A 16,407-nucleotide genomic window follows, 5' to 3' on the forward strand; every position below is an offset into this window, starting at 1 on the left:
GCGCATGGTTTCCACCGGCGCCCCCCGCGAGATCCGTCAGTCCTCCAAGCTGCTCAACGTCCGCTACGACGTGCGCGGCCCCATCCTGGAGGAGGCACAGCGCATGGAGGCCGCCGGCCACCGGATCATGAAGCTGAACATCGGCAACCCCGCCCCGTTCGGCTTCGAGGCCCCGGACTCGATCCTGCAGGCCATGTACCAGCAGCTCCCCCACGCCCAGGGCTACTCGGACTCCAAGGGCATCTACTCCGCCCGGACCGCCGTGTCCCAGTACTACGAGTCCCGCGGCATCCGGGACATCTCCGTGGACGACGTCTTCGTGGGCAACGGCGTGTCGGAGATGATCTCCATGGTGCTGCAGGCCCTCGTGGACGACGGCGACGAGGTCCTCATCCCGTCCCCGGACTACCCCCTGTGGACCGGCGCCACCACGCTCTCCGGCGGCTCCGCCGTGCACTACCGGTGCGTCGAGGAGGAGGGCTGGGAGCCCGACCTCGAACACATGGAGTCGCTCATCACCGAGCGCACCAAGGCCGTGGTGCTCATCAACCCGAACAACCCCACCGGCGCGGTCTACTCGCGGCAGGTGCTGAACGGCGTGATCGACCTGGCCCGCCGGCACAACCTGGTGCTCCTCGCGGACGAGATCTACGAGAAGATCACCTACGACGGCGCCCGCCACATCAACGCCGCCGGCCTGTCCGACGACGTGCTCACCCTGACCTTCTCCGGCCTGTCCAAGGCGTACCGCGTGGCCGGGTTCCGCTCCGGCTGGGTGGCCGTCTCCGGGCCGAAGCACCGCGCCCGCGACTTCCTGGAGGGCCTGACGCTGCTGGCCAACATGCGCATGTGCGCCAACGTGCCGGCGCAGCACGCCATCCAGGTGGCCCTCGGCGGCTACCAGTCCATCGAGGACCTGATCCTGCCGGGCGGCCGCCTGCTCGAGCAGCGCAACCTGGCCCAGGACCGGCTCAACGCGATCGAGGGCGTGTCCGTGCAGCCGGCCCAGGGCGCCCTGTACCTGTTCCCGCGCCTGGACCCCGAGGTCTACCCGATCGACGACGACGAGAAGTTCGTGATCGAGCTGCTCCGGGCCAAGAAGATCCTGGTCAGCCACGGCGGCGCCTTCAACTACCCGCACACCGACCACTTCCGCCTCGTGACCCTGCCGAGCGTGAAGGACCTGGACATGGCCCTGGACCGCCTCGAGGACTTCCTCGAGGACTGGCGGGACCGCCGCGGCTGAGCCGCACCCCTGAGAGGAGACCGCATGTCGAGGACGTCGAAGGACAAGGACGAGCCCACCACGGAGGGCGCGGAGAGCGTGTTCGACGCCCCCGCGCGCCAGCTGCTGCGCGCCCGCCGGCCCGACGGCGCGCCCGTGGGCCCCGCCGACGTCGACCCCCGCTCCACCCCCGGGTTCACCGGGGACAAGGTGGAGGGGAAGGCGGCGCTCGCGGCCCGCGCGGACCGCCTCGCCGCGCTGCAGGAGCTGCTCTACGCCCGCTCCACGCGCGAGGCGCCGGACGGCTCGCCCGCCCCGTCCGTGCTGCTGGTGGTGCAGGCCATGGACACCGCCGGCAAGGGCGGGATCATGCGCCACGTGATCGGGCAGATGGACCCGCAGGGCGTGGACCTGAAGGCGTTCAAGGCGCCCACGGCGGAGGAGCGCGAGCACGACTTCCTGTGGCGGATCCGCCCCCATGTGCCGGGCCCGGGGCGGATCGCCGTGTTCGACCGCTCCCACTACGAGGACGTGCTCATCCAGCGGGTGCGCGGGTTCGCCCCGGCCGAGGAGATCGAGCGCCGGTACGGCGTCATCCGGGACTTCGAGGCGGAGCTGGCCGCGGCCGGCACCCGCGTGGTGAAGGTGATGCTGCACATCTCCGCGGACGAGCAGAAGGCGCGCCTGGCCGAGCGGCTGGAGCGTCCGGACAAGCACTGGAAGTTCAACCCGGCGGACATCGACGAGCGGGCCCTGTGGGAGGAGTACCAGGAGGCCTACCGGATCGCCCTGCTGCGGACGGACGCCACCGACGCCCCGTGGTTCGTGGTCCCGGCCGACCGCAAGTGGTACGCCCGCCTGGCCGTCCAGCAGCTGCTGCTCGAGACCCTCGAGGGGCTCGAGCTGGAGTGGCCGGAGGCGGACTTCGACGTCGAGGAGCAGAAGGCCCGCCTGGCGGCCTCCTGACCCCGGACCGGCACCCCTTGTGTCGACGTGGGGCCTCCGGTCTAGGGTCGAGTCCTGCAGACCGGAGGCGCACGGCCTCCGGCGGACCTGAGAAGGAGACTCCTCATGGCTGACTCCCAGAAGCCCCTGGCCGGCCGCACCATCGCGTTCCTGGCGACCAACGGCGTCGAGCAGATCGAGCTGACCTCCCCGTGGGAGGCCGTGGAGGCCGCCGGTGGCTCCCCGGTGCTGGTGTCCCCGCAGGCGGACAGCATCACCGCGATGAACGACGACTGGAACCACGGCGACTCGTTCGACGTGGACGTGCAGCTGCTCGCCGCCGAGGCGAAGGACTACCACGCGCTCGTGCTGCCCGGCGGCACCCTCAACGGGGACGCCCTGCGCGTCGACGTGGACGCGGTGGCGTTCGTGAAGTCCTTCTTCGAGCAGCACAAGCCGGTCGCGGCGATCTGCCACGCGCCCTGGACGCTGATCAACGCCGGTGTGGTGGAGGGCCGCGAGCTCACCTCCTACAAGTCCCTCGAGGCGGACCTGAAGAACGCCGGCGCCCTGTGGCAGGACGCCGAGGTCGTGGTGGACGAGGGCCTCGTGACCTCCCGCAACCCCGGTGACCTGCAGGCGTTCAACGCCAAGCTGATCGAGGAGTTCGGCGAGGGCCGCCACGAGGGCCAGACCGCCTGACTCAGGGCCGCGGCACCTCCGGGCTCGCGCCCGGGATTGCCGCCCGCCATCATGACGCCGCCCCGCACCCCGGTCTCTCCGGGGGCGGGGCGGCGCCGTTTCCCGAACGAAAGGGTCCGGGGGCCTGCCGTTTCCCGAACGGAAAGGCTCGGGGGGGGGGGGTCAGTCCTCGGCGTCCTCCGGTGCGCCGGCCCGGGCCCGGACCTCGTCCAGGCGCGTGCGGGCGCCGTCGAGCCAGGCCTGGCAGCGGTCCGCCAGCGCCTCGCCGCGCTCCCACAGGGCGAGGGACTCCTCGAGTCCGGCGCCACCGGCCTCGAGCCGGCCGACGGTCTCCACGAGCTCGGCGCGGGCCTGCTCGTAGCTCATGCGGGCGACGTCCGAGGTGTCGGCGGAGGTGAATCCGCCCACGGCCGTGCCCTGCTGGTCCTGCTGCTCGCTCATGCGTCCTCCGGGTCGGTGGGGGTGTGGGTGTCGGTGACGTCGGCCTCGAGGCGGCCGGCCGCCACGAGGATGTCCAGGTGCGAGCCGGGGGAGACCTCGTCGGCGCGGCGGACCACGCGTCCGGCGTGCTGGACCACCGCGTAGCCGCGGTCCAGGGTCTGCTGGGGGGAGAGGGCCCGGACTCGGGCGCGCAGGGCGGCCACGGCGTCCGACTCGCGGGCCAGACGGTGGCCCAGGCTCACCCGGGCGCGCTCCCGCCACCGGCCGAGGTCCTCGGCGCGGGCGTCCACCATGACGTGGGGGTGGGCGAGCACGGGGCGGGAGCGCAGGGCGGCCAGCGCCTCGGCCTCCCCGCGCACGCGGCGCTCCACCGCGGCCGCCATGCGCTCGCGCGCGTGGGCCAGTCCGAGGGCCTCCTGGGCGGCGTCCGGGACGATGCGCTTGGCGGCGTCCGTGGGGGTGGAGGCACGCAGGTCCGCGACGTCGTCCAGCACGGGCCGGTCCGCCTCGTGGCCGATCGCCGAGACGACGGGCGTACCCGCCGCCGCCACGGCCCGCACCAGGGCCTCGTCCGAGAAGGGGAGCACGACCTCCTCGAGGGCGCCGCCGCCGCGGGCGATCACGATCACCTCCACGGTCGGGTCCGCGTCCAGCTCGGCGAGGGCGGCGGCCACCTGCCGCGGCGCGTCGGTGCCCTGCACGGCCACCTCCCGCACCTCGAACACGGCGGCGGGCCAGCGCAGGTGGGTGTTGCGCAGGACGTCCTTCATGGCGTCCGAGTCCCGGCCGGTGATCAGGCCGATCACGCCGGGCAGCACGGGCAGCGGGCGCTTGCGGGCGGGCGATGTGAGACCCTCCTCGGCCAGGCTGCGGCGCAGCAGCTCCACCCGGGCGAGCAGGTCCCCCAGACCCACCGGCTTCATCTCCAGGACGTTCATGGAGAGCCGACCGGCCTTGAGCCAGAAGTTCGGCTTCACGCGGGCCACCACGCGGGAGCCCTGCTGGACCGTGGGGTCGATGCCGGCCGCGACGTTCCGCCATGCGGCCAGCGGCAGGGAGACCTCCTGGTCGAGGTCTCGCATGGTCATGTAGACGTTGCCGCGGTTGTTCTTGAACTCGATCAGCTGGCCCTCGATCCAGGTGGCCGGCGCCCGCTCGATGTGCAGCTTCAGGTTCTCCGAGAGGCGGTGCAGCGGCCACGGCCGCTCGGGGGAGGTCTCGGACGCCGTCACGGGGCCGGGCTCCGCGGGCTCGCCCGCCGCGCCGCCGGCGTGCTGCACCGCATCGTCCTGCGGGGTGGTGTCCTCCACGTGGCCTCCTGCCGTGCTCACCGGGACCCGACCCGGTCCCCTGTCCGGGCCGCGCGGGCCGCGCGCCCGGGCGTTCCCCAGAGTCTGTCACTACGCTCGGACACCGTAACGCGCCCCGGGCCTGCGACGGCCCGGGCCGCCGCCCGCTGTGGATCGTCAGGAAGGTCGCCCATGCGCACCGTGCTCTCCGTCCTCGTCTCGCTGCTCGCGGGGCTGCTGGCCCTCGTGGCCGTCACGGGCGCCCTCGTGGACGAGGTCGCCCACCGCCCGGAGACCGTGCGGGGCCTGGCGGAGCAGGTCGCCTCCGACGACGCCGTCCGCGCCGCCATCCCGCGGGCCGTCACCGACGTCGTCGAGGACGCCGTCCCCGAGGAGGTGCCGGAGCCGCTGACGCAGTGGGCGGAGGACCTGACCCGGCCCATCGCGGAGTCCGTGGCGGAGGACCCGAAGGTCGTGCAGGGCTGGTCGGACACCGCGGACGAGGCCCGCCGGGCGTGGCTGATCGACCTGGACCGCGCGCGCGAGTCCGAGGCCCCGATGCCCGCCGGACGCTTCGACGTCCCGTTCGGACCCGTCGCCCAGACCGGTCTGGTGTCCGCGCTCGGCGAGGTCGAGACCTCCCTGCGCGAGGACCGCGTCGCGGTGCCGGGCCAGGGGCTCGTGGAGGCGCTCCTCGGGGTGGACGTCGGGGACTGGGCGGCGGAGACGCTGATCGCCCCGCTGTACGACCGCGCCGCCGAGCTCCGCGACAGCTCCGAGCTGACCATGACGGTGCAGGTCGAGGCGCTGAGCGGCGTGGAACGGTCCACCGTGGCCGCGTGGGTGGGCGCGTCCGCGCACTGGGAGTGGGCGGCCGTGGCGGCGCTCGTGCTCCTGCTCGCCGCCGTCGTCCTGGCCCCGGCCGGCCGCCGCGGGCTGGCCCTGGCCATGGCCGGCCTCACGGTGCTGCTGGGGACGCTGGGTCTGCGCAGTGCCCTGGCGCCGGAGTCCTTCGCCGTCTCCGCTCCGGAAGGGGTGCCCGACGGCGTCGCCGCACTGGTCCGGGAGGTCCAGCGCGCCGTCGTGCCCGCCCTGGAGGGTGCCCTGGCCCCGTGGTTCGAGGGGCTGCTGCAGGGCGGCGGCGTGCTCCTGCTGCTCGGGGTGCTCGTCCTCGCCGCCGAGCTGCTGGCGCGTCATCTGCGCCGGCGCCGTACCCATCACCGCACCGAGGGATCCCACCGCTCCGAGGGGTCCGCCCTCGCCTGACGGACGGCCCGGGCCGTGGACACGGGCCTCGGCTCCGCCCGCGGCGGACGGCGAGCGCGGCCGATAGCATGGTCGGCATGTCCGTCCAGTCCAGCACCGCCCCCGCGTCCGCCCCGAGCCCCGTCGGGCTCGGCATGCCGCAGGTGCCCCGCACCCGCCGCTCCCGCGAGGAGGTCGAGGCCGCCGCGCCCGTCGCCGGGGCCAAGCGCGTCCTCCTCGCGGCCCCCCGCGGCTACTGCGCCGGCGTGGACCGCGCCGTCGTCGCGGTGGAGAAGGCGCTCGAGCACCACGCCGCCCCGGTGTACGTCCGCAAGGAGATCGTCCACAACCGCCACGTGGTGGACACCCTCACCGAGCGCGGTGTGGTGTTCGTGGACGAGCTGGACGAGGTGCCCGAGGGTGCGCTGACCGTGTTCTCCGCGCACGGGGTGTCCCCGGCGGTGGTCGCCGAGGCCGCGGACCGCAACCTGCAGACCATCGACGCCACCTGCCCCCTGGTCACCAAGGTGCACCGCGAGGCCGTGCGCTTCGCCAAGCAGGAGAAGCAGATCCTGCTGATCGGCCACACCGGCCACGAGGAGGTCGAGGGCACGTACGGCGAGGCGCCGGAGCACACCACGGTGATCAACGACGTCGCCGAGGCCCGCGCCGTGCAGGTCGAGGACCCGGGCAACCTCATCTGGCTGTCCCAGACCACCCTGTCCGTGGACGAGACCCTCGAGATCGTCTCCGTGCTGCGCGAGCGCTTCCCGAACCTGCAGGACCCGCCCTCGGACGACATCTGCTACGCCACGTCCAACCGCCAGGCGGCCATCAAGACCATCTCCCCGGAGTGCGACCTGGTGATCGTCGTGGGCTCGGCGAACTCCTCGAACTCCGTGCGCCTGAAGGAGGTCGCCGAGGAGTACGGCGCCACCCGTGCCGAGCGCGTGGACTACGCCAACCAGGTGGACGAGTCCTGGTTCGAGGGCGTCGCCACCGTCGGCCTGTCCTCCGGTGCGTCGGTGCCGGAGGTGCTGGTCCAGGACGTGCTCGCCCTGCTCGCCGATTACGGCTATGCGCAGGTGGACGAGGTGGTCACCGCGGAGGAGGACATCATGTTCTCCCTGCCCAAGGAGCTGCGCGCGCAGCTCAAGAGGGTCGGGGACGAGGGCCGCGCGCTCGGCGGGCGCCGCCGCCCGCAGGGCTGAGCCGCCCGCACCGTGATGCGCCCGTGCTCCGCGCCCGCGAGGGCGGGGACCGCCGTGGTGGTCATGGGCACCTCCGGGTCCGGCAAGACGGCCTTGGCCCTGCGGCTCGCGGAGGCGCTCGGTGTCCCGTTCGCCGAGGCGGACGACCTCCACAGCCCGGAGGCGGTGGCCAGGATGGCCGCCGGGATCCCGCTCACGGATGAGGACCGCTGGCCCTGGCTGGCCCGCCTCCGGGACTGGATCGCCGAGCATGCGCCCGCCGAGGGGGCCGTCCTCACGTGTTCCGCCCTCAAGCGCTCCTACCGGGACCTGCTCTCCGGGGCCCCCGTGCGGGTGCGGTTCCTGCACCTCACGGCCCCGGAGGACCTCGTGCGGAGCCGGATGGCGGCGCGCACGCACTTCATGCCCCCGGCCCTGCTGGACAGCCAGCTCGCCACCCTCGAGCCGCTGCAGCCGGACGAGGACGGCACGGTGCTCGTCAACGACGCGTCCCTCGACGTCCTGGTCGACCGGGCCCTGCGCGCGCTCGCGGCGGGCTGAGGCCCCGGCCCCCGTCACCACGACGCCGGCCCGGTCACCTCAGCGAGGCGACCGGGCCGGCGTCGTCCCGGAGAGGGCGGCTCAGAGGCCGAAGACCCAGCCCAGGAGGGTGAGGGAGGCCAGCGAGATGAGGATCGCCGCGATGATGTTCAGCAGCACACCGCCCTTCACCATCTGACCCACCGTCACGTAGCCGGAGCCGTACGCGATGGCGTTGGGCGGGGTGGCCACGGGCAGCATGAACGCGCAGGTCGCGGCGAGGGCCACGGGCGCGGCGAGTATGAGCGGCTCGACGCCGGTGCCCAGGGCCACGCCGGAGGCGACCGGCAGGAAGGTGGCCGCGGTGGCCGTGTTGGAGGTCATCTCGGTCAGCAGCAAGATGCCGACGGCGGCGACCACCACGAGCACCCACACCGGGATGGAGCCCAGACCCTGCACCTGTTCGCCGAGCCACGTGGACAGGCCGGACTGGGAGAACTGACCGGACAGGGCCAGACCGCCGCCGAACAGCAGCAGAACGCCCCACGGCAGCTCGACCGCGGCCTCCCAGTCCAGCAGGCGCACGCCGGTGCCGGCGCCGCCGGCGGCGGGCAGCAGGAAGAGGAGGAGGCCGACGACCATGGCGATGGCGGCGTCGGAGAGGATCGGGTCCTCGAGGCCCAGCAGGTACTCGGAGATCAGCGGGACGGTGATCCAGGCCAGTGCCGCCAGGACGAAGATCACGGCGACCTTCTTCTCCGGCAGGGACATGGGGCCGAGGCGGTCCAGCTCGGTGCGGATGAGCTCGCGGCCACCGGGCACCTCGTCGATCTCGGGGCGGAACATCACGCGGGTGAGGACCACCCAGCAGACCAGCATGAGGACGACGGCGATCGGCACGCCCACGAGCATCCACTGGCCGAAGCCGATGGTGACCCCGTGCTCGGCGGCCATGTGGCCGGCCAGGAGCGTGTTCGGCGGGGTGCCGATGATGGTGGCGAGCGACCCGATGGAGGCGGCGTAGGCGATGCCCAGCATGAGCGCGGTGCCGAAGTTCGACCGGGTGAGGGCCCGGACCTGCGCCTGGGTGGGCTGGGCGCCCGGCTGCGGCTCGGCCACGGCGGTGTCACGCGTGCCCGTGGTGGCCCCGTCCGAGCCGTAGCGCTGGACGAGCACGAGGATGGACACGCCGATCGGCAGCATCATGACGGCGGTGGCGGTGTTCGACACCCACATGGACAGGAACCCCGTGGCGATCATGAAGCCGAGCACGAGGTTGACCGTCTTGGCGCCCATCAGGCGCAGCACGCCGAGCGCGATGCGGCGGTGCAGGTTCCACCGCTGCATGGCCAGGGCCAGCATGAAGCCGCCCATGAACAGGAAGATGATGTTGTTGCCGTAGCTGGCGCCGATCGAGTTGAACGTGACCGGCGTCTCGCCGGCCTCGGCGGCCGGCACGCCGAGGGGGAAGACCACGAGCGGGATCAGGGCGGTGGCCGGGATGGGCAGCGCCTCCGTCATCCACCACACGGCCATCAGCACGGCGGTGGCGGCGGTGAGGCGGGGCCACACGCCGAGGTCTCCGGGCATCAGCAGGAACAGCGCCACCGCCAGGAGCGGGCCGACGACGAGCCCGATGATGCGCTTGGTGTGCTCGCCGCGGGTCAGCGGCTCGTCCCGCATGCCGGGCGACGTCTCCACGTCGTACTCGGCAGCGGCGGTGCGGGGGTCGTACTGGTGCAGGTGCTCGCCGGCCACCTGGGGTGGGGGAACGGGGTGGGACGCCATCGTCTTCTCCTCGGCGGGGCCGCGCCCGGAGGACGCGGGACTGTCAGGACTCTCCCAGGCTAACGGTGCTGTGCGTCACATGGGGGCGGGTGCAGCCCATGTGACCCCTGCCGGAGGACAAGGGCTCACGCGAAGCGGCGGTCCGTGTCCCAGGCGGCGTCCTCGGTCCACTCCTCGTTCCAGTCCAGGGCCGTCTGGCCGGGCAGCTGGGCGGGGATCCCGGGCGTCGGATCCGCCGCCGCCTCCCGCTCCGGCGCGGGTGCCGGCGGGGACGGCTCGACAGGCGGGGCGTCCGGTTCCGCCACGAGCTCCGCCGCGGTCAGGGCCCGCGGGGCGGCCTCCACGGTGCGGATGTCCGCCAGGGCCGGCAGGCCGGGGTCGGCGTCCTTGAGCTTGCGCGCGGCGGGCAGCACACGGGACTCCACGTTGCCCACCAGCTTGTTGTAGCCGTCCACGGCCGCGCGCAGCGAGCCGCCCATGCGGTCCAGGTGGCTCCCGAGGGTGCCGAGCCGCTCGTACAGCTCGCGGGCGCTGGTGACGATGAACTGGGCGTTCTCGGCCAGCCGCTCCTGGCGCCACGCGTAGGCCACGGACTTCAGGGCTGTGAGCAGGGAGACGGGGGCCACGAGGGCCACGTTCTTGGCGAAAGCGTGGTCCAGCAGCTCGCCGTCCGCGTCCAGGGCGGCGGCCAGGAGGGACTCGGCGGGCAGGAAGCACAGCACCAGCTCGGGGGAGCGGTCCAGCGCGGACCAGTAGGCCTTGGACGACAGCGCATCCACGTGGCGGCGCACGGCGGCGGCGTGCTGCCGGGCCAGGGCGGCGCGGCGCTGGGCGGCCTCCTCACCGGGCTCGTCCGCGAGGGCCTCCGCGGCCAGGGCGTCCCCGATGGGGGCCTTCGCGTCCACCGCGAGGGTCTTGCCGCCGGGCAGGGCCACCACCAGGTCCGGGCGCAGACGCTCGCCCTCCCCGCCCGCGAGGGTGGCCTGCTCGGTGAAGTCCACATGGTGCACCATGCCCGCGGCCTCTACCACGCGGCGCAGCTGCGCCTCGCCCCAGTGGCCGCGCGCGCTCGTGGACTTGAGCGTGGCCATGAGGGAGGCGGTCTGGTTGAGCAGGTCGCGGTCGTTCTCCGCGGCGGTGCGCAGCTGCTCGCCCAGGCGGCCGAACTGCACGGCCCGGTCCCGCTCCAGCACACCCACCTGCTCCTGCAGGGTGCTGAGCTGCCGGCCCAGCGGAGCCAGGGTCTCCAGCACGCGGGACTCCGTGCCCGCCCGCCGGGCGTCCTCGGCGCGCTGCTGGGTCAGGGCACGGGCCTCGGCGCGGGCACCGGCCAGCTCCTCGCGGACCTGCCCGTGCTCGGCGCGCAGGGCGTCCAGCTCGGCCCGCGCGGCCGCGTCCCCGCCGCCACGCCGCCACATGAGCCAGGCGCCCAGCAGGGCGCCGACCACGAGGCCGAGGGCCAGGGCGATCACGAGGGTCAGTGCATCCATGCCGACCACTGTGGCAGGGAGGCGGACGCGTTAAGGGTGCGCCGCGCCGTCGTCGTGCTGCGGGGAGGCCGCGGTCAGTCCCGGACCTGACCGAAGAGGGGGTTGTGGCCGTTGGCCACGAGGATTGGCTCGCCCTCGATGCGGCCGGTCATGTCCGTGCCGGGGATGCCCGGGACGTAGCGGAACACGAGGCGCGTGGAGGTCACGGCGGCGGCGTCGAAGGCCTCCACCACCACGGCCGGGCGCGGGCCCTGAGGCGTCTGGATCTCGCCGTCGAACACGGCGACGGCGCGCTCGGGCATCGGCTGGATCTCGCCGACCGCGCCGGCGGCCCGCTCGGGGACCAGATCGGGCAGGGTCCACATGCCCTGCCGGCCCTCGTCCGTGACGGCGAGGACGGTCGGCTCGAACACGGGCTGGCGCGTGAGGGTGTCGAAGACGTGCTCCACGGCCAGTGTGACGAGTGGCAGGATCTCGTGGGTCGGCGGGGTGATGTCGGCGGGGGTCTGATCGGTGCTCACCCGCCCGACGCTACCGCGCGCCAGGCGGGGCAGAGCGAGCCGCAGAGGACTCGAGTGTTGGGGTGCGCAGGTGTCCGACGCCGGAAGGGTGTCCAGCCCAACACTCGAGTGGCGGGGGGCGTCAGGACCGCCGGTCCCATGCGCGGGTCTGGCCGACTCGCTCGAAGCCCAGCCGCTCGTGCAGCGCGACGGCGGCGGTCTGGGTCGAATCGCAGGTCAGGCGCACGCGGTCCCCGGGCAGGGCGTCGGCGAACGCGCGCACCAGCCGGGACCCGGCGCCGGTGCGCCGGCCCTCCGGGGCCACGGCCACGAAGTCCAGATAGGCGTCCGACTCGTCCGGCCGGCCGGCGACGTACCCCGCCAGCCCGCCGCCGGCGTCGTCGAAGAGGACGAGCACGGTGTACCCGGAGGTCGGGTCCAGCAGCTGCTGCGCGGTGGCATAAGTGTCGGGGAAGGCGGCCTCGTGCAGGGCGGTGAGGGCGGGCAGGTCATCGGGCGCGGCCGGGCGGACGGCCGGGTCGGGGCGGGCGAGCGCGGCGCGGTCGGCGGCGAACTGGATGGTCACGGAGTCGGGCGTCCACCCCTCGGCCTCGGCGAGCGCGGCCAGGCGCGTGTTCTCCAGGGCGGCGAACACCTGGTGGCGGCCCACCGGCGCCTGCTCGACGACGGCGGCCAGCAGGGCGGGCGCGTCCCGATCCCACGTCTCGGGCGTGGTCCACGGGCCGTACACCCACGCCCGGCCGACCATCTCCTCCTCCCACTCCACGAGTGCGGCGCCCGTGACGGCGCCGCCCGCATCCCGGAGGACGCGCACGGTGCGGGTCCACGGCTGGTCGAGCTCGTCGAGGTCGGTCTCGAGGCCCTCCTCTCGCATGCCCACGTACGCGCAGGCCGTGGCGGGGTCCGCCTGCTGGGCGGCGATGAACGTGAGGACGGCGTCCCGGTCCTCGGGGACAATCGGCTGGGGCGTGGGCGCGGTGCTCATGCGGCCGAGTATGGCAGAGGCTGTGCCCCCGCCACTGCGGGGAACGGGCCGGTGCGCTGTCCGCCCCTGTCACAGCCGGCTTCCCCGGGCCTAGCCTGGCGGGCATGAAGCTCACCATCGCTCCCGGGGACATCACGCAGACGCGCGCGGACGCGATCGTCAACGCCGCCAACTCCACGCTGCTCGGCGGCGGGGGAGTGGACGGCGCCATCCACCGCCGCGGCGGCAAGACCATCCTCGCCGAATGCAAGGAGCTCCGTGCCGGCAAGTACAAGGACGGGCTGCCGCAGGGCCAGGCCGTCGCGACCACCGCCGGGGACCTGCCCGCTCGCTGGGTCATCCACACGGTCGGCCCGGTGTGGGCCAAGACCAAGGACAAGTCGGACATCCTCGCCTCCTGCTACCGCGAGTCCCTGCGAGTCGCCCGGGAGCTCGGCGCAGCCACGGTCGCCTTCCCGGCCATCTCCGCGGGCGTCTACGGCTGGCCGATGGACGACGCGGCGCGCATCGCCGTCGAGACCTGCCACGCGATGGCGGAGGAGGTGGGCGACGTCGTCGAGGAAGCGATCTTCGTGCCCTTCGGCGAGCGGGCCGAAAATGCGTTCCGCGCCGCGCTCGCCGAAGTTGAGCGGCACTGACTCACGTTCCTGGAATACACTAGGGACCGGCCGCGTTGCACCAGTCAGATGGCCGTCCGGCACGTGGGCGGCCGCCGATCCGAAGGAGAACCACCATGGCCCGTACCCCCGTCGACCCGTTCCGTGAGATGGAGCGCCTGATGAACGGCATCACCCGCGCCGCCGGCACCACCTCCATGCCCCTGAACCTCTACCGCGAGGGCGACGTCTTCACCGCCGAGATCGAGCTGCCGGGCGTGGACCCGTCCTCGATCGACGTGGACGTGGAGGAGCGCACCCTCACCGTCCGCGCCGAGCGCCGCGAGCAGACCGCCAAGGAGGGCCGCCAGTGGCTCACCCGCGAGCGCGCCGCCGGCACCTTCGCTCGCCAGCTGACCCTCGGCCAGGGCCTGGCGCTGGACAAGATCGCGGCCGACTACCGCGACGGCGTCCTGGTGCTGTCCATCCCGGTGGCCGAGCAGGCCAAGCCCCGCAAGATCCAGGTGAACGTGGGCGGCTCCGCCACCGACACCGTGGCGGGCCAGGAGGTCCCCGGCCAGCAGGTGCAGGGCCAGGAGGTCGCTCCCGCGGAGCCCTCCGGCGAGTGACCGCCTGAGCGCCTGACGCTCGACGACGGCGCCGCACCTCCGCCCGGAGGTGCGGCGCCGTTCGCGTGCCCGGCCGCCCCGGTAGAGTGGCCGACTGTGGCTTTGACTATCGGATTCGTGGGGCTGCCCAATGTGGGCAAGTCGACCCTCTTCAACGCGCTGACGCGCCAGACCGTGCTCGCGGCGAACTACCCGTTTGCGACGATCGAGCCGAACGTGGGCGTGGTGAACCTGCCGGACGAGCGGCTGCCCCAGCTGGCCGAGATCTTCGGCTCCGAGCGCATCCTGCCGGCCACGGTGTCCTTCGTGGACATCGCCGGCATCGTGAAGGGCGCCTCCGAGGGGGAGGGCCTGGGCAACCAGTTCCTGGCGAACATCCGTGAGGCTCACGCGATCGCCCAGGTGGTGCGCGCGTTCGACGACGGCGACGTCGTCCACGTGGACGGCACGGTGGACCCGGCCTCGGACATGGAGACCATCAACACCGAGCTGATCATCGCGGACATGCAGACCGTGGAGAAGGCGATCCCGCGCGTCGAGAAGGAGGTCAAGGGCAAGAAGAAGGAGCTCGCCGACCTCGAGGCGCTCAAGGCCGCGCTCGCGGTGCTGGAGCGGGGCGAGACGATCTTCGCGGCGAAGGACAAGGACAAGCTGGACATGGACCGGCTGCGGGAGCTGAGCCTGCTCACCGCCAAGCCGTTCATCTACGTGTTCAACTCGGACGAGGGTGTGCTGGGGGACGAAGCCAGGCAGCAGGAGCTGCGCGATCTGGTGGCCCCCGCCGACGCCGTGTTCCTGGACGCCAAGCTCGAGTCCGACCTCGTGGAGCTCTCCGAGGAGGAGGCCGCCGAGATGCTGGAGATGGCCGGCCAGGACGAGTCCGGGCTGGACCAGCTAGCCCGCGTGGGCTTCTCCACCCTCGGCCTGCAGACGTACCTGACGGCCGGGCCGAAGGAGACGCGCGCCTGGACGATCCCCGTCGGTGCGACGGCGCCCGAGGCTGCCGGCGTGATTCACACCGACTTCCAGCGCGGCTTCATCAAGGCGGAGATCGTGAGTTTCGACGATCTGATTGCCGCCGGGTCCATGGCCGACGCCAAGGCCGCCGGCAAGGTGCGCATGGAGGGCAAGGACTACGTGATGAAGGACGGGGACGTGGTTGAATTCAGGTTCAATGTCTAAAAAAGCATATCTGACCAGGGGTTTTACCTTCGCAGCTTCCGATTTGGCTTGGCGGACGAGTTCCGATCTACCATCAGTTGCTAAGCGTTTGGTCCGCTGACCTGGGACTTTGATCGGCCCCTGCGGAGCTTCCGCAGGGGCCGATCCTGCTCTCTGCGGTGCGGGAGCGCCTCTGGGACGCAGCCTCGGCTGGCCAATGCTGCGGAGGGTTCGAGTCGTTCGACGCGCGATCTCTCGGCAGGTGCGCTGACTCAATAAGCAGCCTGACTCAAAAGTCAGTCGTATCAACGACGCCCCGGTTCACTGGGGCAGGTCACGTTCCTCCAGAGTGCGAGTGATTTCGTCCCACTGGGAGCTCGGGATCAGTTGGTTGTGCCGGCGCAAGGCGGTCTGCCATGACCCGAACTCAGCTGGGAGCTCGCGCCACGAGATGCCGGTGCGGGTCTTGTAGAGAGCCGCGTCGACGATCGTGCGTATGTCAGTGCGTGGCCGCCCGCGGCGAGTGCCCTCTTCTGTGTGGACGATGTGCTTGATCCAGCTCCATTGCTCATCTGTGAGTCGTTGATAGTCGGGCTGGAGGCCCTCGATGTCGCTGCCGCCGTCACCAGCCTTCGCCTGGTCATCGATTCGCACGGCTTTGACCACGCCGCGGATGACAGCGCATTCGGTGCATTGGACGGTTGGCTCAACGTAGCGAGGGGAATGCCCGACCAAGGTCTCGACGTGCTGGCAGGTCAGTCCCACGCGCCAAGTGGCGCTGCGGTCGATGTGCAATAAGGGTGGGTATAGGAGCTGTCGGAGTTCATCGCGCTGAGTCGGCGAAAGTGGCGGGAACGGGCAGCACAGATGGCAGTGCTCCACCCTGTTGTTCTCGAGACGCCAAACCCCCATGTTGCATGCCGTGTGCTCGGCTCGGAACTCGGCGTTGTCGGCATCGATCAGCGCAAGGCTCTCTTCATCAGTTCCCAGGGCTGGCTCACCGAGAAGGGCACGCCCACACGCGCGACATGGTTCGCCCGCTGCATAGGCTTCGTACGTCAGCTGCAGGTCGTCGCCTGCCCGCTCCATCCGCTTTGCCTCCGCTGCTTGGGCCCACGATTCCGAGAGCAACGCGCGGCTACGCGGTGTGTGCAGGACGCGGGGGAGAGTTGTCGAGCTCCCGTCGGGGATCTGCTGCGAATCGGGCATCGTCACGCTCTCCTTCGAGGTCTGATGCGGCGAAGTGCGAGTCCTGCGCGACCCTGCCTCGACCACAACCGGAAGCGATAACTTCCTGGAAGTCATGACTACCAGACTTGAGGCTGGATATGTGACAGAACCGCTGAAGAAGGTGCTCGGAGCGCAGGTGCGCGATCTGCGCCGTGCGCGCCGTCTGTCGCAGGAGGGTCTCGCCGAGGAGCTCGGCGTCTCGACTCGGTACCTTGCCGGCATCGAGCGGGGGGAGCGGAACCTCACTCTGGACTCCGTCGACGCCCTCGCCGAGCAACTCGGCGTCGAAGCGCGTTCACTGATCGTCCGTCGTTGATGTCTTGGACGGGGAGTAGCTCCCCGCTCGATGGCCTCTCGCTCAACAACGCACCGAGACCAGTGCTAACGGCCAAGCGGGTGTTCCGAAGGCGTAGCTGAAAACAGATTGACC

Annotated in this window: 17 protein-coding genes; 10 read left to right on the forward strand and 7 right to left on the reverse strand. The window is 72.2% G+C overall.

Translation table 11 applies throughout. The features are described from left to right. The first annotated feature begins 4 nt into the window (after window positions 1-4). The 3 genes from BJ976_RS02870 to BJ976_RS02880 all read left to right on the forward strand — a co-directional run bounded on the left by BJ976_RS02870 (window position 5) and on the right by BJ976_RS02880 (window position 2,872). On the forward strand, window positions 5-1,246 hold the full coding sequence (locus BJ976_RS02870) for a pyridoxal phosphate-dependent aminotransferase (RefSeq protein WP_135028598.1): 1,242 nt from the start codon (window positions 5-7) through the stop codon (window positions 1,244-1,246). Window positions 1,247-1,270: 24 nt separating this feature from the next. Next, window positions 1,271-2,191 carry a PPK2 family polyphosphate kinase gene (locus BJ976_RS02875; RefSeq protein ID WP_135028596.1) on the forward strand — a complete coding sequence of 307 codons (921 nt, stop codon included), beginning with the start codon at window positions 1,271-1,273 and terminating at the stop codon, window positions 2,189-2,191. 105 nt (window positions 2,192-2,296) lie between these two features. Then, window positions 2,297-2,872 (forward strand): type 1 glutamine amidotransferase domain-containing protein, encoded by a 576-nt coding sequence (locus BJ976_RS02880; protein WP_135028593.1) that lies wholly within the window; start codon window positions 2,297-2,299, stop codon window positions 2,870-2,872. Between the two features lie 162 nt (window positions 2,873-3,034). Here the strand turns inward: BJ976_RS02880 and BJ976_RS02885 are convergent, their stop codons facing one another. Then, complete coding sequence (locus tag BJ976_RS02885) at window positions 3,035-3,313, reverse strand: exodeoxyribonuclease VII small subunit (RefSeq protein WP_135028591.1); 279 nt, start codon at window positions 3,311-3,313, stop codon at window positions 3,035-3,037. Beyond that, window positions 3,310-4,593, reverse strand: a complete 1,284-nt coding sequence (xseA, locus tag BJ976_RS02890) for an exodeoxyribonuclease VII large subunit (protein WP_135028910.1) — start codon at window positions 4,591-4,593, stop codon at window positions 3,310-3,312. Before xseA ends, BJ976_RS02885 begins: the two co-directional genes overlap by 4 nt. Before the next feature lie 201 nt (window positions 4,594-4,794). Here xseA and BJ976_RS02895 point away from each other — a divergent pair, with 201 nt between their 5' ends. From BJ976_RS02895 to BJ976_RS02905, 3 genes are all read left to right on the forward strand, one after another. Beyond that, window positions 4,795-5,868 carry a hypothetical protein gene (locus BJ976_RS02895; RefSeq protein ID WP_135028589.1) on the forward strand — a complete coding sequence of 358 codons (1,074 nt, stop codon included), beginning with the start codon at window positions 4,795-4,797 and terminating at the stop codon, window positions 5,866-5,868. Between the two features lie 77 nt (window positions 5,869-5,945). After that, entirely contained in the window at window positions 5,946-7,058 is a 1,113-nt protein-coding gene (locus BJ976_RS02900) for a 4-hydroxy-3-methylbut-2-enyl diphosphate reductase (protein ID WP_135028587.1), read from the forward strand. A 63-nt stretch (window positions 7,059-7,121) separates the two neighbouring features. Next, window positions 7,122-7,598 carry a gluconokinase gene (locus BJ976_RS02905; protein ID WP_229667425.1) on the forward strand — a complete coding sequence of 159 codons (477 nt, stop codon included), beginning with the start codon at window positions 7,122-7,124 and terminating at the stop codon, window positions 7,596-7,598. Between the two features lie 81 nt (window positions 7,599-7,679). Here the strand turns inward: BJ976_RS02905 and BJ976_RS02910 are convergent, their stop codons facing one another. From BJ976_RS02910 to BJ976_RS02925, 4 genes are all read right to left on the reverse strand, one after another. Next, a complete protein-coding gene (locus tag BJ976_RS02910) occupies window positions 7,680-9,365 on the reverse strand; it encodes an SLC13 family permease (protein ID WP_135028585.1) in 1,686 nt (561 codons plus the stop codon). A 125-nt stretch (window positions 9,366-9,490) separates the two neighbouring features. Further along, complete coding sequence (locus BJ976_RS02915) at window positions 9,491-10,855, reverse strand: DNA recombination protein RmuC (protein ID WP_135028583.1); 1,365 nt, start codon at window positions 10,853-10,855, stop codon at window positions 9,491-9,493. 74 nt (window positions 10,856-10,929) lie between these two features. Continuing rightward, the gene (locus tag BJ976_RS02920) at window positions 10,930-11,376 is read right to left on the reverse strand and encodes a hypothetical protein (RefSeq protein ID WP_184231810.1); all 447 of its coding nucleotides are present in this window, start codon (window positions 11,374-11,376) and stop codon (window positions 10,930-10,932) included. A gap of 121 nt (window positions 11,377-11,497) precedes the next feature. Next, window positions 11,498-12,361, reverse strand: coding sequence for a GNAT family N-acetyltransferase (locus BJ976_RS02925; RefSeq protein WP_135028581.1), 864 nt, complete (start codon window positions 12,359-12,361; stop codon window positions 11,498-11,500). 104 nt (window positions 12,362-12,465) lie between these two features. On the opposite strand from BJ976_RS02925, the gene BJ976_RS02930 reads away from it, so the two are divergent. The 3 genes from BJ976_RS02930 to ychF all read left to right on the forward strand — a co-directional run bounded on the left by BJ976_RS02930 (window position 12,466) and on the right by ychF (window position 14,768). Beyond that, entirely contained in the window at window positions 12,466-12,999 is a 534-nt protein-coding gene (locus BJ976_RS02930; RefSeq protein ID WP_135028579.1) for an O-acetyl-ADP-ribose deacetylase, read from the forward strand. 95 nt (window positions 13,000-13,094) lie between these two features. Continuing rightward, window positions 13,095-13,586, forward strand: coding sequence for an Hsp20/alpha crystallin family protein (locus tag BJ976_RS02935; RefSeq protein WP_135028577.1), 492 nt, complete (start codon window positions 13,095-13,097; stop codon window positions 13,584-13,586). A gap of 96 nt (window positions 13,587-13,682) precedes the next feature. Further along, window positions 13,683-14,768: a redox-regulated ATPase YchF gene (gene ychF, locus BJ976_RS02940; RefSeq protein ID WP_135028576.1), complete on the forward strand. Its 1,086-nt coding sequence runs from the start codon at window positions 13,683-13,685 to the stop codon at window positions 14,766-14,768. A 300-nt stretch (window positions 14,769-15,068) separates the two neighbouring features. Here ychF and BJ976_RS11955 read toward each other — a convergent pair whose 3' ends face one another. Further along, the gene (locus BJ976_RS11955) at window positions 15,069-15,956 is read right to left on the reverse strand and encodes a transposase (RefSeq protein ID WP_229667426.1); all 888 of its coding nucleotides are present in this window, start codon (window positions 15,954-15,956) and stop codon (window positions 15,069-15,071) included. Between the two features lie 121 nt (window positions 15,957-16,077). Between BJ976_RS11955 and BJ976_RS02950 the strand changes: the two genes are divergently transcribed. Continuing rightward, a complete protein-coding gene (locus BJ976_RS02950) occupies window positions 16,078-16,293 on the forward strand; it encodes a helix-turn-helix domain-containing protein (RefSeq protein WP_135028574.1) in 216 nt (71 codons plus the stop codon). Window positions 16,294-16,407: the final 114 nt, after the last annotated feature.

It is taken from the genome of Micrococcus flavus (genome assembly GCF_014204815.1).
Lineage (GTDB): Bacteria > Actinomycetota > Actinomycetes > Actinomycetales > Micrococcaceae > Micrococcus > Micrococcus flavus.